12 protein-coding genes are annotated in these 14608 nt (G+C 64.0%); 11 read left to right on the forward strand and 1 reads right to left on the reverse strand.

Translation table 11 applies throughout. From position 1 onward, the window contains the following. Positions 1-30 precede the first annotated feature (30 nt). The 3 genes from aspS (at position 31) to AC3WQS_RS19985 (ending at position 4196) form a co-directional block, all read left to right on the forward strand. Positions 31-1839: an aspartate--tRNA ligase gene (gene aspS / locus AC3WQS_RS19975; RefSeq protein WP_084325914.1), complete on the forward strand. Its 1809-nt coding sequence runs from the start codon at positions 31-33 to the stop codon at positions 1837-1839. 18 nt (positions 1840-1857) lie between these two features. Further along, on the forward strand, positions 1858-2823 hold the full coding sequence (locus AC3WQS_RS19980; protein ID WP_019748357.1) for a DUF389 domain-containing protein: 966 nt from the start codon (positions 1858-1860) through the stop codon (positions 2821-2823). Positions 2824-3014: 191 nt separating this feature from the next. Then, positions 3015-4196, forward strand: coding sequence for a protein kinase family protein (locus AC3WQS_RS19985; protein WP_024487255.1), 1182 nt, complete (start codon positions 3015-3017; stop codon positions 4194-4196). Positions 4197-4267: 71 nt separating this feature from the next. On the opposite strand, the gene AC3WQS_RS19990 is transcribed toward AC3WQS_RS19985, so the two are convergent. After that, positions 4268-4648, reverse strand: a complete 381-nt coding sequence (locus tag AC3WQS_RS19990) for a nuclear transport factor 2 family protein (RefSeq protein ID WP_019748359.1) — start codon at positions 4646-4648, stop codon at positions 4268-4270. 243 nt (positions 4649-4891) lie between these two features. On the opposite strand from AC3WQS_RS19990, the gene AC3WQS_RS19995 reads away from it, so the two are divergent. The 8 genes from AC3WQS_RS19995 to aroC all read left to right on the forward strand — a co-directional run bounded on the left by AC3WQS_RS19995 (position 4892) and on the right by aroC (position 14602). Further along, positions 4892-6238 (forward strand): replication-associated recombination protein A, encoded by a 1347-nt coding sequence (locus AC3WQS_RS19995; protein WP_370627684.1) that lies wholly within the window; start codon positions 4892-4894, stop codon positions 6236-6238. A 77-nt stretch (positions 6239-6315) separates the two neighbouring features. After that, positions 6316-8988: an alanine--tRNA ligase gene (gene alaS / locus AC3WQS_RS20000; RefSeq protein ID WP_084325915.1), complete on the forward strand. Its 2673-nt coding sequence runs from the start codon at positions 6316-6318 to the stop codon at positions 8986-8988. A 2-nt stretch (positions 8989-8990) separates the two neighbouring features. After that, the gene (gene ruvX, locus AC3WQS_RS20005) at positions 8991-9524 is read left to right on the forward strand and encodes a Holliday junction resolvase RuvX (RefSeq protein WP_003944838.1); all 534 of its coding nucleotides are present in this window, start codon (positions 8991-8993) and stop codon (positions 9522-9524) included. Next, positions 9521-10831 carry an endolytic transglycosylase MltG gene (gene mltG, locus AC3WQS_RS20010; protein ID WP_084325916.1) on the forward strand — a complete coding sequence of 437 codons (1311 nt, stop codon included), beginning with the start codon at positions 9521-9523 and terminating at the stop codon, positions 10829-10831. The genes ruvX and mltG overlap by 4 nt, the downstream gene beginning before the upstream one ends. Beyond that, positions 10821-11660 (forward strand): shikimate dehydrogenase, encoded by an 840-nt coding sequence (locus tag AC3WQS_RS20015; protein ID WP_084325917.1) that lies wholly within the window; start codon positions 10821-10823, stop codon positions 11658-11660. The genes mltG and AC3WQS_RS20015 overlap by 11 nt, the downstream gene beginning before the upstream one ends. 80 nt (positions 11661-11740) lie before the next feature. After that, positions 11741-12379, forward strand: a complete 639-nt coding sequence (locus AC3WQS_RS20020) for a prepilin peptidase (protein ID WP_046378530.1) — start codon at positions 11741-11743, stop codon at positions 12377-12379. Positions 12380-12604: 225 nt separating this feature from the next. Beyond that, a complete protein-coding gene (locus AC3WQS_RS20025) occupies positions 12605-13303 on the forward strand; it encodes a S1 family peptidase (protein ID WP_020907692.1) in 699 nt (232 codons plus the stop codon). 111 nt (positions 13304-13414) lie between these two features. After that, complete coding sequence (gene aroC, locus AC3WQS_RS20030; RefSeq protein WP_024487252.1) at positions 13415-14602, forward strand: chorismate synthase; 1188 nt, start codon at positions 13415-13417, stop codon at positions 14600-14602. Positions 14603-14608: the final 6 nt, after the last annotated feature.

A 14608-nucleotide genomic window follows, 5' to 3' on the forward strand; every position in this document is an offset into this window, starting at 1 on the left:
GGTTATTGGAAGTAGTTCGAAAGGAATCCCGTGCTGCGCACACATCTCGCCGGTTCATTGCGACCCGAGCAGGCAGAGCAGACCGTAACGCTCACCGGTTGGGTAGCCAGGCGTCGTGATCACGGCGGAGTGATCTTCATCGATCTCCGTGATGCATCCGGAGTTGCGCAGGTAGTTTTCCGGGCAGGTGACGTGGCCGAGCAGGCGCACCGTCTGCGCGCGGAATACTGCGTTCGCGTAACCGGAACGGTCGAGGTTCGCCCCGAGGGCAACCAGAACTTCGAGATCCCCACCGGAGCAATCGAGGTCAACGCCACCGAACTCGAGGTTCTCAACGAAAGCGCACCGCTGCCGTTCCAGCTCGACGATCAGGTCGGCGAAGAAGCACGCCTCAAGTACCGATACCTCGACTTGCGTCGTGAAGGGCCCGGATCCGCAATTCGCTTGCGTTCCAAGGTAAGTGCTGCAGCGCGCGGCGTACTCGCGCACCACGAGTTCGTCGAGGTCGAGACTCCGACGCTCACGCGTTCGACGCCGGAGGGTGCCCGTGACTTCCTCGTACCGTCACGCCTGCAGCCCGGTAGCTTCTACGCACTGCCGCAGAGCCCGCAGCTGTTCAAGCAGCTACTCATGGTCGGCGGCATCGAGCGCTACTACCAGATCGCGCGTTGCTACCGCGACGAGGATTTCCGCGCCGATCGTCAGCCCGAGTTCACTCAGCTCGACATCGAGATGGCTTTCGTCAACCAGGACGACATCATCCTGCTTGCCGAGGAAATCCTGACGGCGCTCTGGAAGCTCGTCGGCCACGAGATCAAGACGCCGATCGACCGCATGACCTACACCGAGGCAATGCGTCGTTACGGCAGCGACAAGCCGGACCTGCGTTTCGACATCGAACTCGTCGAGTGCATGGACTTCTTCAAGGACACGACGTTCCGCGTGTTCCAGGCGGAGTACGTCGGCGCCGTCGTGATGCCCGGCGGTGCAAGCCAGCCGCGCAAGCAACTCGACGCCTGGCAGGAATGGGCGAAGCAGCGCGGGGCCAAGGGCCTGGCGTACGTGTTGGTCGGCGAAGACGGCACTCTCGGTGGACCTGTTGCCAAGAACCTGACCGACGCCGAGCGTGAGGGCCTGGCCGCCCACGTCGGAGCTCAGCCGGGTGACTGCATCTTCTTCGCAGCCGGCGCAACGAAGCCGATGCGCGCCCTTCTCGGCGCAGCCCGTGGTGAGATCGCACGCAAGAAGGACCTCATCGATCCCGACGCGTGGGCCTTCGTGTGGATCGTCGACGCTCCGATGTTCGAGCCGACCGCAGACGCCACTGCATCCGGTGACGTTGCGCTCGGCCACTCCGCCTGGACCGCCGTGCACCATGCGTTCACGTCGCCGAAGCCGGAGTTCTTCGACACATTCGACACCGATCCGGATTCCGCTCTGGCCTACGCCTACGACATCGTCTGCAACGGCAACGAGATCGGCGGCGGCAGTATTCGTATCCACCGCAAGGACATTCAGGAACGAGTGTTCAAGGTGATGGGTATCTCCGAGGAAGAGGCGCAGGAGCAGTTCGGCTTCCTTCTCGACGCCTTCGCCTTCGGCGCGCCTCCGCACGGCGGAATTGCTTTCGGCTGGGACCGCATCACAGCTCTCCTCGCCGGCATGGATTCCATCCGTGAGGTCATCGCGTTCCCGAAGTCCGGTGGCGGCGTCGACCCGCTGACGGATGCTCCGGCACCGATTTCTGCGCAGCAGCGCAAGGAATCGGGTATTGATGCGAAGCCCGAGAAGAAGTCAGAGGACAAGAAGTCCGAAGGCGACACCGTCGAAGCCAAGTAGAGCCGACACCGGATCGCCATGCTGCATTTGCGGGTGATCTGCCCGACCGAGCGCACCGAGCAAGTTCTCGGTGCGCTCGCGTCGCAGCGGGGCGCGACACACATCGTCGTATTACGTGATGTCGCGGTTCATCCCGCCGGCGACATGGTGGAGGCCGACGTCGCCCGTGAGGCGGCCAACGACGTCGTCGATGCTCTGACCGCTCTCGGCGTCGCCGAGGACGGCGGAATGACGCTCGTACCAGTCGAGACGGTGTTGTCGGCGGCGGCGCGCAAAGCTGAGCGCGACGTGCCGGGTGATCCCGCGGATTCCGTCGTGTGGGAGGAATTGCTGTCCCGCACTCGGGAAGAATCAACTCTCAACGGATTGTTCGTCGCGTTCCTGACGATCGCATGTCTGCTCGCGGCAATCGGCGTTGTCACCGACTCTCAGATCACGATCGTGGGCGCCATGGTCGTCGGCCCGGAGTTCGGGCCGCTGGCCGCGCTGGCTGTGGCACTCGTACGGCGGGATCGACGGTTGCGTCGACGTTCGATTCTCGCGCTCGCCGTCGGATTCCCCATCGCGATGGGCGTGACTCTCGCCGCAACGTTCGTGGTGAAGTTCTTCGGGTGGATGGACGTCGTGAGTCTCGAATCGCTCCACGAGGTCGATTTCGTCTACAAGGTCGGGCCCATCTCGTTTGTCGTCGCGCTTCTTGCCGGTGCGGCTGGGATGCTGGCACTCGTCTCGTCGAAGTCCGCTGCCTTGGTCGGAGTGTTCATCTCCGTCACCACGGTTCCTGCCGCCGGTTTCGCGGTGGTTGCGGCAGCAAACGGAGAATGGCGGATCGCCGGGTTGTCGTCGCTGCAACTGGCTGTCAACCTGGTCGGGATCGTCACTGCCTGCGTGCTCGTCCTCTGGGTTAGAACCCGGGCCGACGAGGAATTCGAAGCAGCGTTGAAAGGCATTTCTCGATTTGTCGACGAGGACAAAACTCCATGACATCACCGGTTCGGAGTTCTGCTCACCGACAGCAGAATTCTCGCGAGAACTGTGTGCCGGTGTGGCGATTAGGGACTTTTGTCATCACCGCAGGTAGACGGCAATTTCTGTCGCTGTGAGAGCTTGAATTCGCCGCTGTGAGTGGATGAGCTGGGCATGATCGGAGTCACTAACGGGTAAGTTGGTCGGTGATGACCGCATTACTGGCAGACCCCGTTTCCGAAGTCGTCGCAGCTGCTGAGCAGTTGCTGACACGCCGCACAGGGGCACCCGTAACCCTGGTGGATCCAGTCGATCTCGGGGGGAGTGGCCGCACCGTCGTGCTACGCGTACGTGTCGCCGAGAACCCGTTCTCGCTGCCTCGAACGCTGGTGATCAAGCAGGTCCGCGACAACTTCCAGGGAGCCACCAAAACCGCGATTGCGCTCCCCGCCGCGTCCGAAGGTGACTTCGACGTCGAGACCGCTTTCCTTCGTGAAGCGGTGTCGTATCAGTTCGCCAACGCGCTTGCCAAGGACGCACGCCCCGGCGCCGAACTGTTGGCGTCCGACCTCGATGCTCGCCTCTTGATCCTGAGTGATCTCGGCGACGCCACCGCAATCAGCGTCCGACTCGAAGACTCCGACCCGGACACCGTCACTCACACGCTGATGGCCATGGCGCAGGCCATGGGGCGCATGCACGCCGCGACCGTCGGCCGTGAGGACGACTTCACCGCACTGCTGCGTCGAGCCGAGGTCGCCCATTGCTCCGATGAAGTGGCGGATCAAGTGGGACGCGCAGTGGCCGGTGTTCCCGCGATGTTGGTGGAAAGTCTCGGCATCGATGTGAGTTCGGACATTCTCGAGCAGGTTCAGCACGCGCAGACACTGTTCAGTGGCGGTCGATTCCGCGCCTTCAGCCCGTCGGACCTGTGCCCCGACAACATCATCGTCAATGACGACGGCGTGCAGTTCCTCGACTACGAGTGGGGTGGCTACCGCGACGCCCTCCTCGACATCACCTACGCGTTGGTGTCGTTCCCCGGTTGCCTGTGCAACATCGACCTGACCGAAGAGCGGGCGTCGGCGATGGTCGATGCCTGGCGGGCCGAGGTCGTCGGGATGTGGCCGGCCCTGGCCGACGAGGCCGAATTGGGGCGCAGGATCGTCGAGGCCCAACTCATCTGGGTCTGGCTCAGCACCTATCTGTACCTGCCCGAGGATCATTCACGTATCGCCGCTGTCCGCGAGCACTATCTCTCGATTCCACGCGCCGACGCACTGGTGGGACGCTGGGCAAGGCTCGCGCGTTCGGCGAAGCTCGCCGGCAACGACGCCGTCGAGGCACACGCCCGCGACGTCGTGGCGGCGCTGCGCACCGAGTTCAGTTGAGTTTCTGATTGATCACACGCAGAAGGGCGCCCGTGCATGCAGCACGAGCGCCCTTTTTCGGTCGAGTCCGCTCAGTTGTCGGAGACCAGATCGTTCTCGGACAGGTCCGTCGCCGCGAGCGCCGTCGCCAGATCAGGATGGCGGAACGTCGACGTCACCTGGTCGGCCACGACTCGGAAAGCCGAGGCCAGGGTCGCGGACTTGTCCGGTTCGGCCGCCCACGTTGCGGTCTGTTCGACGACGACCACGCCATGGTGGACGTACATCTTCCCGGGGACGAGCGTGATGCCGGCGTTGGTGGCCCACTCGCGCAGGGCAGCGAGTCCCTGGCTCGCGCCCTTGGGGCCGCCTACCTCGATGTCGTCACTCGACAACTGCAGAAGCGTGTCGATGTCTTGGGAGTTGAGTGCATCGTGCCACGCGAGGACGGTGGCGATCTCGGAGGTGCTCATGGCGACAACGCTATTACAGCGCCTTTGCCGAGGACGTGAGGGCTGGCGGAACTGCGGGTTGTGTCAAGCGTCGGTGGTCTCTAGTAGCGTCGATTCGTGAGCGATTGGCAAGCGGAAGACAGTGTGGGGGCGAAAGACGGCGTGGTGGCGGAAGACGGCGTGGTGGCGGAAGACGGCGTGGTGGCGGAAGACGGCGTGGTGGCGGAAGACGGCCTGTTCGAGGCAACTCCGGAGGAATCCGCGATCGTCGACGAACCCGATGTCGTGTCTGTCGCCGAGCGCGCATTGTCCTCGGTGCCACCCGGTGCTCCTCTGGCTGTCCGCATGCGCCCCCTCACTCTCGGTGAAGTTGTCGGTCAACAGCACCTGCTCGGCCCTGGTGCTCCGCTGCGCAGAATGGTCGAGGGGTCCGGCGCCGCATCGGTTCTCCTGTACGGACCTCCCGGCACCGGCAAGACCACGCTCGCCTCGTTGATCTCGGGCGCTACCGGCCGCCGGTTCGAGGCTTTGTCTGCCCTGTCCGCCGGCGTCAAGGAAGTCCGCGGTGTCATCGAACTTGCCCGCCGTCGTCTGCTGAACGGCGAACAGACCGTCTTGTTCATCGACGAGGTCCATCGTTTCTCCAAAACCCAGCAGGACGCCTTGCTCGCCGCGGTCGAGAACCGGATCGTGCTCCTGGTCGGCGCGACCACCGAGAACCCGTCCTTCTCGGTCGTCTCCGCGCTGTTGTCGCGCTCGTTGGTCCTGCAACTGCAATCGCTCACCGCTGCGGATGTCCAGGAACTGCTCGAGCGTGCGGTCACCGACGAGCGCGGGTTCGGGGGAGCGATCGCGATCGACGACGACGCGATGGAACACCTCGTTCGTCTGGCGGCCGGTGACGCACGCCGAGCCCTGACGGCACTCGAGGCCGCTGCCGGAGCTGCACTGGACACGGCCGGTGACTCTTCGGGCCCGGTGGTGCTCGACCTCGCGACCGTCGAGGCCAGTGTCGACAAGGCCGCGGTTCGGTACGACCGTGCCGGAGATCAGCACTACGACGTCATCAGCGCCTTCATCAAGAGCATTCGCGGCTCCGACGTCGATGCCGCCCTGCACTACCTCGCTCGGATGCTGACCGCGGGCGAAGACCCTCGTTTCATCGCGAGGCGTCTGGTGGTTCATGCCAGCGAGGACATCGGCATGGCGGACCCGATGGCGCTGCAGACTGCCACCGCCGCTGCCCAGGCAGTGCAGCTGATCGGTATGCCGGAGGCTCGTCTGGCGCTGGCACAGGCCACCATTCATCTGGCGACGGCTCCCAAATCGGGTGCGGTGATCGCCGCTCTCGGTGCAGCCATGGCCGACGTGGCCGCCGGAAAATCCGGACTGGTACCGCCGCATCTGCGTGACGGGCACTACAAGGGTGCCGAGCAATTGGGCAACGCAGTCGGATACAAGTACCCGCACGACACACGTGATGGTGTTCTGCGGCAACAGTATCCACCGGACGATCTGGTGGGTGTCGACTATTACCAGCCCACCGCACACGGCAACGAGCGAGAGATCGCCGATCGGGTGAGCAAACTCCGCCGAATCGTTCGTGGCTGACGCCTGCCAGGTTCCACCGGTCGACGCGTTAGTCTGGACACCCATAGCTCGACGCTCTTGAAGGTAAGGACCGGTTAGTGCAAACCCACGAGATCCGCAGGCGATTCCTCGACCACTTCGTCAAGGCCGGCCACACCGAGGTGCCCAGCGCCTCGCTGATTCTCGACGACCCGAACCTTCTGTTCGTCAACGCGGGCATGGTTCCGTTCGTGCCGTTCTTCCTCGGGCAGCAGACGCCGTCCTATTCGCGCGCGACGTCTGTGCAGAAGTGTGTCCGCACCCTGGACATCGAAGAGGTCGGCATCACCACCCGCCACAACACCTTCTTCCAGATGGCGGGCAACTTCTCCTTCGGTGACTACTTCAAGAAGGAAGCCATCTCCCACGCCTGGCAGTTGCTGACAGGTTCGGTCGAGGACGGCGGATACGGCATCGATCCCACGCGTTTGTGGGCAACCGTCTATCTCGACGACGACGAAGCGTTCTCGATCTGGCGCGACGAGGTCGGTGTGCCCGAAGAGCGCATCCAGCGCCGCGGCATGAAGGACAACTACTGGTCCATGGGCATACCCGGACCGTGCGGCCCCTGCTCGGAGATCTTCTACGACCGCGGCGCCGAGTACGGCGTCGAGGGTGGCCCGGAAGCCGACGAGGATCGCTACATCGAGATCTGGAACCTCGTGTTCATGCAGAACGAGCGCGGCGAGGGCACCAACAAGGGCGACTACCCGATCCTCGGACCGCTGCCGAAGAAGAACATCGACACCGGCATGGGCGTCGAGCGCGTTGCGTTCCTCCTGCAGGGCGTCGAAAACGTCTACGAGACAGACCTTCTCCGCCCCGTCATCGACAAGGCCGCCGAACTGACCGGCAGCGTGTACGGGACCGATCACACTTCTGACGTCCGTTTCCGCGTCATCGCCGACCACGCACGCACCGCCGCGATGTTGATCGCCGACGGTGTGAACCCCGGCAACTACGGCCGCGGATACGTCCTGCGCCGGTTGCTGCGTCGTATCGTGCGCTCGGCCAAACTGCTCGGCAGCGAGCAGCCCACCATGCGCGAGTTCATGATCGTCGTCCGCGACACGATGGCGCCGTCGTACCCGGTTCTGGAAACCGACTTCACGCGCATCGAGAACGTTGCCGTCGGTGAGGAGACCGCGTTCCTCAAGACGCTGGCGTCGGGTTCGGCCCTGTTCGAGAATGCTGCCGAGACGGTCAAGTCGTCCGGAAAGTCGGTCATCGCCGGCGATCAGGCGTTTGCACTGCACGACACCTACGGCTTCCCGATCGACCTCACGCTCGAAATGGCATCCGAGGCCGGTCTCACCGTCGACGAAGACGGCTTCCGCACGCTCATGGCCGAGCAGCGCAAGCGCGCCAAGGACGACGCTCAAGCGCGCAAGCACGCGCATGCGGACCTCACGGTCTACAAGGAACTGCTCGATCGAGGTGCCACCGAGTTCACCGGTTTCGACGAGCTTGTCTCCGAGGCTCACGTCCTCGCACTGATCGTCGACGGTGTCCGCGTGCCGGTCGCGAAGGCCGGTCAGGACGTCGAGGTCATCCTCGACCGCAGCCCGCTCTACGCCGAGTCCGGTGGACAGATCGCCGACATCGGTTCGCTCACCGCGCCGGGCCTCGAAGCCGAGGTCAACGACGTGCAGAAGATCGCCAAGAAGGTCTGGACGCACAAGGTGACGGTGCAGAAGGGCGAGATCACCGAGGGCGACGTCGTTCTCGCGCACGTCGACGCCGAGTGGCGCAAGGGTGCAACCCAGGGGCACTCCGGTACCCACATGGTGCACGCGGCGCTGCGTCAGGTGCTCGGCCCCAACGCCGTTCAGGCGGGTTCGCTCAACAAGCCGGGCTACCTCCGCTTCGACTTCTCCTGGCAGGGTGCGCTGTCCGACTCCCAGAAGCAGGACATCGAGGCACTCACCAACGAAGCCGTGGCGTCCAACTACGCGGTCAACACATTTGTCACGGATCTCGACAAGGCCAAGGCGATGGGTGCGATGGCACTCTTCGGTGAGAACTACGGCGACGAGGTTCGTGTCGTCGAAATCGGCGGTCCGTTCTCGATGGAACTGTGCGGCGGTACTCACGTCGGAAGCTCCGCCCAGATCGGTCAGGTCACGCTGCTCGGTGAGCAGTCGGTCGGCTCCGGAATCCGACGCGTCGAGGCGTACGTCGGTTTGGACTCCTACCGCTACCTCGCCAAGGAGCGCGCGCTGCTGGCCGGGCTCTCCTCCTCGCTGAAGGTTCCTTCGGAAGAGGTGCCTGCTCGAGTCGAGGCTCTCGTCGAGCGACTCAAGGTGGCCGAGAAGGAACTCGAGCAGACCAAGGCCAAGGCTGTGCTGGCGTCGGCAGGCGAGTACGTCGCCAAGGCCAAGCGCATCGGTAGCGTCCTGGTCATTGCCGAGCCTGCTCCCGCGGGAGTCGGCGGCAACGATCTGCGCAGCCTCGTCACGGACATCAAGGGCCGACTCGGCTCCGAACCTGCCGTTGTAGCTCTCCTCGGTGACGTCGACGGCAAGGTCCCGTTCGTGGTCGCATCCAGCAAGGCAGCCCAGGGTCTCGGTGTGAAGGCCGGCGAGCTTGTCGCGTCCTTCGGTCCCAAGATCGGTGGCCGCGGCGGCGGAAAGCCCGACATGGCCCAGGGCTCGGGTTCGGACTCCGCCGGAATCCCGGCAGCGCTCGATGCGATCCGGGACAGAGTCGGAGAGCTGGCGGGCGGCAGCTGACGGTGGTGGCTACGCAGCAGGGTCCCGATCGCCCCGGCATCGACGACCCTGGTCGCGGGCGGCGCATCGCCATCGACGTCGGCAGTGTTCGCATCGGCGTCGCGTCAAGCGACCCCGACGGCATCCTCGCGACACCGGTGGAAACGGTTCCACGCTCGAAGGAGCGTGGGCCCGACGCGCCGGATATCCGGCGCATTATCGCCATCGTGTCCGAATACGAGGCCGTTGAGGTTATCGTCGGACTGCCACAGACGCTGCGCGGTGAGCAAGGTAAAGCCGCCGGTATCGCGACTGCATTCGCCAAACGACTGCAGCGGGCCGTCGAACCGATCCCGGTGAGACTGTCCGACGAACGACTGACGACCGTCACGGCTGCGCGCAACCTCCGCGAAAGTGGAGTCAAGGCTCGCGGCCAGCGGCCGATGATCGATCAGGCTGCGGCGGTGGAAATCCTGCAAGGCTGGCTGGACGAGCGGAGTAGAGCTGTGAAACCAGGGGAGTCGTCGAAGGACGCTGCACTGGAGGGCGATCTGTGAACGCGCGGTGGGATGAGGGCGGCGGAAGCCGGCCCACCAGTTCGTTCGACTTCGACAACGACGAGACCATGGTCATGCGTGCGTTGCCGCAGAACATCGATCCGCCGCATATGTCGCGAGCGGAGGCACGCAAGCAACGCGAAGCGCGCAACAAGCGCGCCAAGCGAGGTAAGAAGGTTGGTGTTCTCGCTCTCCTGGTGTTGGTGATCGCGGTTCTCGGTGTCGGTGCCTACGGTGCCCTCTGGTACATGGATCGCAACAAGGCCGCGGAGGACTTCGCCGGCCCGGGCGGCGCACCCGTGGTCATCCAGATCAACAGTGGAGAAACCGCATCGGAGATCGGTGCGACGCTGGAGGCGAAGAACGTCGTCGCGAGTTCCGCTGCTTTCTACAACGCTGCGATCGCCAATCCGTCGGAGATCCAGAAGGTACAACCCGGCTTCTACCAGGTGCCGGTGCAGAGTAGTGCCGCGAGCGCACTCGACAGTTTGGTTGCCCCGGACTCCCGTGTCGGCAGTGTTGTCATCGCCGAAGGGCGTCAGCTGCACGACAGTTCGGACGCGCAGACCGGCTCGCTCAAGAAGGGCATATACAACCTGATTTCCGAGGCGAGTTGTGTCGGCCCGGTTTCTGCTCAGAAATGTGTCTCGACAGACGAATTGAACACTGCGGGAGCATCTTCCGATCTGGCTTCGCTCGGTGTGCCGGACTGGGCGATGTCGTCGGTCAAGAGTGTTCCGGACAAGGACCGTCAGCTCGAAGGCCTGATCGCCGCCAGCAGTTGGGATTTCGACCCCACTGCGACGCCGACCGAGATCCTGCGTTCGTTGGTCGAGGGCAGCGCCGCTAAGTACGAGGCCACCGGGATCCTGACAGCAGGCAGCGGAGTCGGAATGTCGCCGTACCAGTTGTTGGTTGCAGCGTCGCTGGTCGAACGTGAGGCATTGCCCGGTGACATGGCTAAGGTCGCGCGGGTGATCGTCAACCGACTCGCAGTCGATCAGCCGTTGCAGTTCGACTCCACGGTCAACTACTCACTCGACACCACCGAGGTCGCCACGACCGATGCCGACCGTGAGCGCGTCACACCGTGGAACACGTACGCAATGCCCGGCCTGCCCGCGACCCCCATCGCTTCACCGAGCATCGATGCTCTCAAGGCCGTGGAATCTCCGGCAGACGGTGACTGGTTGTACTTCGTCACGATCAACAAGGAAGGCCAGACGCTCTTCACCAAGAGCTACGAGGAGCATCTCGCCAACATCGAACTGGCACAGCAAAGTGGGATTCTCGACAGTGGACGGTAGTACCGCAACAGCACTCGAGACGCCGCGTAAGGCGGCAGTTCTCGGAAGTCCGATCGCTCACTCGAAGTCGCCGTTGTTGCATCTGGCAGCGTACGAGGCTTTGGGGCTGAGTAATTGGACCTACGAGCGGATCGAATGCACCGGCGAGCAGTTGCCTGCCCTCGTTGACTCACTCGGCCCCGAATGGGTCGGCCTCTCCGTGACGATGCCGGGCAAGATCGCAGCACTCGAATATGCCACCGAACGCACACCGCGAGCGGTGACCATCGGCTCGGCCAACACCTTGGTTCGCATCGAGGGCGGTTGGCGCGCCGACTGCACGGACGTCGACGGAGTCAGCGGTGCGTTGATCGCCGGCGGTGTCGGCGATCTCAGCGGGACTTCGGCGGTAGTTGTCGGCGCGGGAGGCACCGCGCGTCCGGCGCTGGTCGCGTTGGCCGACATGGGAGTTCGGGCAGTCACCGTGGTCGCGCGTGATCCGGGACGTGCGTCCGGGGCCGTCGAATGCGGCGGCGCGGTCGGGTTGGACATTGATCTGGTCTCCTTCGACGACGCACGGCTGGGCGGGATCTGTGCCGAATCCTCGGTCTTGGTCAGTACCGTTCCCGCGGATGCGGCAGCGCCCTTTGCCCAGCAATTGGGGAAGGCGCGATTTGTCCTCGACGCGATCTACAACCCTTGGCCGACGCCACTCGCTTCGGTTGTCGAGGCGGCTGGTGGCACGGTGATCGGTGGCCTCGAGATGTTGCTCAATCAGGCCTTCGGGCAGGTAGAGCAGTTCACGGGCAAGCCCGCTCCGCGAGAGGCGATGGCAGCCGCTATCGCTTAGCTCTGTTCACAGTGTCGAGGTAGTCCACAAGACGATTCGTAGAGTGCCGCTGGTGAACGCTAGACACCAAGCTCGAAACCATGTGGACGTTGGTGGTCTTGGCAGGCGCTGGGGTAGTCGGTGGTGTCGGTGCTCGGGCGATCGTCGACAGTTGGTTGCGACGACACGGTTATCGACCAGTCGTGGCTCTCTGTTGTGTGCCCCAGTGCGGTGTCGCCACAGGTTGGGTTGCCGTCGGCGCACTGAATACCTCGGTGGTGCAACTGATCTCAGGTCTTGCCGTGGTGTGGTGGTGCGTCGCAATCTCGACTGTCGACCTGGCCGTGCGCCGGCTGCCCAACAGTTTCACGCTGCCCGGCTACGCAGTCGTGATGGTCTATGCGGCGGCGTCGGGAACGGTGTGGGTTGCTGCGGTGGGATCGGCACTGCTCGCCGGAATCCACCTCCTGGCGCACGTGATGTCGCCTGGTTCGATGGGTCTCGGCGATGTGAAGCTCTCTCTTCCGCTGGGCGCTCTGACCGGATTGGTGGGCGCTGACGCCTGGCTGTGGTCGTTGGTGTCTGCGTCGGTGCTCACCGCAACCCTGGGTGTCGTGATCGAACTGCGAAAACTGGGCCGGCGACAGTCGGGGCCGGTAGCCCACAATTCGCCCATCGCGCACGGTCCCTCGATGTGCCTGGCAGCCTGCGGTTCGATGGCGTTTGCCTGGTTGACGTGACGAGTGCAACATCCGCGGAAAACCTTGCGTTATTGACTATTCAACGACGGACCGTGATCTGCAGGAAAGACGTAACCGTCGGTTTCATAAAGGCGGGTATCGCAGGCGCGCAGTCCCAGCATGCGGCGAGTCGGACTTGCCGAATGTCCACTCCCTGACGTTGACTGAGGCTTCGGAAATGGGACAAAACGAATCTCGTTTCGCACTCGATTATCGGGGGAACCTATGCGCACAAGGCTTTTCGTCGCTGCGGCAGCCTGTTTGGCGGCTGTGGCTGCAGGGGCGGGCGTCGCCGGCGCCGCGCCTGCACCTTCGTCGGTGGCACTGGGCGGGGGCTCAGGAATCCTGCTGCCGGACGTGGATCATTCCGATCCGGAGCAAGTTGCGGCGTGCACGTTGACCGCGGTCGGATACGACAACGCCGGCTCGCTCGTGGCACTCACCGCCGGACACTGCGGAGTTGTCGGGGACCGGGTGTTCGCCGAATACCTGCCCGAAGCCGGCCCCATCGGTCGGTTCTCCTACTCGAGTCCGGTCTCGGATATCGCGGTGATCGATCTCGACGACGCGAAGGTAGCCCCGCTACGTACCGTCGGCGGCACGACGATCAACGGAATCGGCGCTCCGCCGGCACCGGGCACGATCGTGTGCAAGGAAGGCCGTTCGACCGGCAACACGTGCGGTATCACCTGGGGCTACGACTCCGTCTACGGTGAAATTGTCGAGCACACGTGCTCGATTCCCGGAGACTCCGGTGGACCACTCGTCGTCGGCGATCGCCTGGTGGGCTTGATCAGCAACGGCTTCGAACCGTACTGCTTCGAGCCGCTCCCGCCGCCGTTCCATGCTCCCGACAACTCGGCAGACATCAACATCGGTTTGGCTGACATCAATGCCAACGGTGGAGGATTCCGCCTGTTCTAGGCCCGCAGGAACCTCTGAGATGGCCCACACGCATCGTGCGTGTGGGCCATCTGCGTTCACCCGGAGGGCCACTGTGACAACTGAGGTCTGCGACGTGGAAAGATGGTCGGCGTGCTGCGTTGGATAACTGCCGGAGAATCCCATGGTCCCGCCCTCGTCGCGATGCTCGAGGGCATGGTCGCGGGGGTCGAAGTGACCTCTGAGGCCATCTCGTCCGAACTTGCCCGTCGTCGACTCGGTTACGGCCGTGGCGCGCGGATGAAGTTCGAGGCCGACAAGGTCACCATCATCGGTGGTGTCCGCCACGGATTTACGCTCGGTGGCCCCGTGGCCATCGAAATCGGCAACACCGAGTGGCCCAAGTGGGAAACCATCATGTCCGCCGACCCGGTCGACCCGGACCTGCTCGCCGATCAGGCTCGCAATGCTCCGCTGACGCGCCCGCGTCCCGGTCACGCCGATTACAGCGGCATGCTCAAGTACGGCTTCAACGACGCGCGTCCCGTCCTCGAGCGCGCCAGCGCTCGCGAGACCGCAGCCCGTGTAGCCGCCGGAACAGTCGCACGGTCGTTCCTGCGTCAGGTATTCGGTGCCGAGGTCGTTTCACACGTTATTTCCATCGGTGCTTCCGAGCCGTACGTCGGGCCCGTGCCGGATGGCAAGGACCTGGACGCGATCGACGCGAGCCCGGTCCGCGCATTCGACAAGGCTGCAGAAGAGTCGATGATCGCCGAAATCGAATCGGCCAAGAAGGACGGCGACACCCTCGGTGGCGTCGTCGAGGTCGTCATCCACGGACTGCCGGTCGGACTCGGCACTTTCGTCAGTGGCGCCGAGCGTCTCGATTCACGACTTGCCGCAGCTCTCATGGGAATTCAGGCCATCAAGGGTGTCGAGGTTGGTGACGGCTTCGAGACCGCGCGCCGTCGTGGCAGCGAGGCTCACGACGAAATCCGTCCGGGCCCCGACGGCATCGTGCGTTCCACGAACCGCGCAGGCGGTATCGAAGGTGGCATGACCAACGGTGAGGCTCTTCGAGTTCGCGCCGCGATGAAGCCGATCTCGACGGTTCCGCGCGCTCTGGCGACGGTCGACATGGAGAGCGGCGAAGAGGCCGTGGCCATCCACCAGCGCAGCGACGTGTGCGCGGTTCCGGCCGCCGGCGTCGTCGCCGAGTCGATGGTTGCACTTGTCGTCGCTCAGGCCGCACTCGAAAAGTTCGGTGGTGATTCCATTGCTGAAACCACTGCCAACTACCGTCGTTACGCCGAGGGCATCGCAGCCCGACCGCCTCGATAGGACTCA

This window comes from Rhodococcus sp. FW305-130, assembly GCF_058788335.1.

What these genes read in the sequence shown, in the direction of transcription:
- AC3WQS_RS19990 (WP_019748359.1), bottom strand. Translation starts at nt 4,648, where the DNA reads ATGAGCACCTCCGAGATCGCCACCGTCCTCGCGTGGCACGATGCACTC.
- AC3WQS_RS19980 (WP_019748357.1), top strand. Translation starts at nt 1,858, where the DNA reads ATGCTGCATTTGCGGGTGATCTGCCCGACCGAGCGCACCGAGCAAGTT.
- AC3WQS_RS20025 (WP_020907692.1), top strand. Translation starts at nt 12,605, where the DNA reads ATGCGCACAAGGCTTTTCGTCGCTGCGGCAGCCTGTTTGGCGGCTGTG.
- AC3WQS_RS19985 (WP_024487255.1), top strand. Translation starts at nt 3,015, where the DNA reads ATGACCGCATTACTGGCAGACCCCGTTTCCGAAGTCGTCGCAGCTGCT.
- AC3WQS_RS20020 (WP_046378530.1), top strand. Translation starts at nt 11,741, where the DNA reads ATGTGGACGTTGGTGGTCTTGGCAGGCGCTGGGGTAGTCGGTGGTGTC.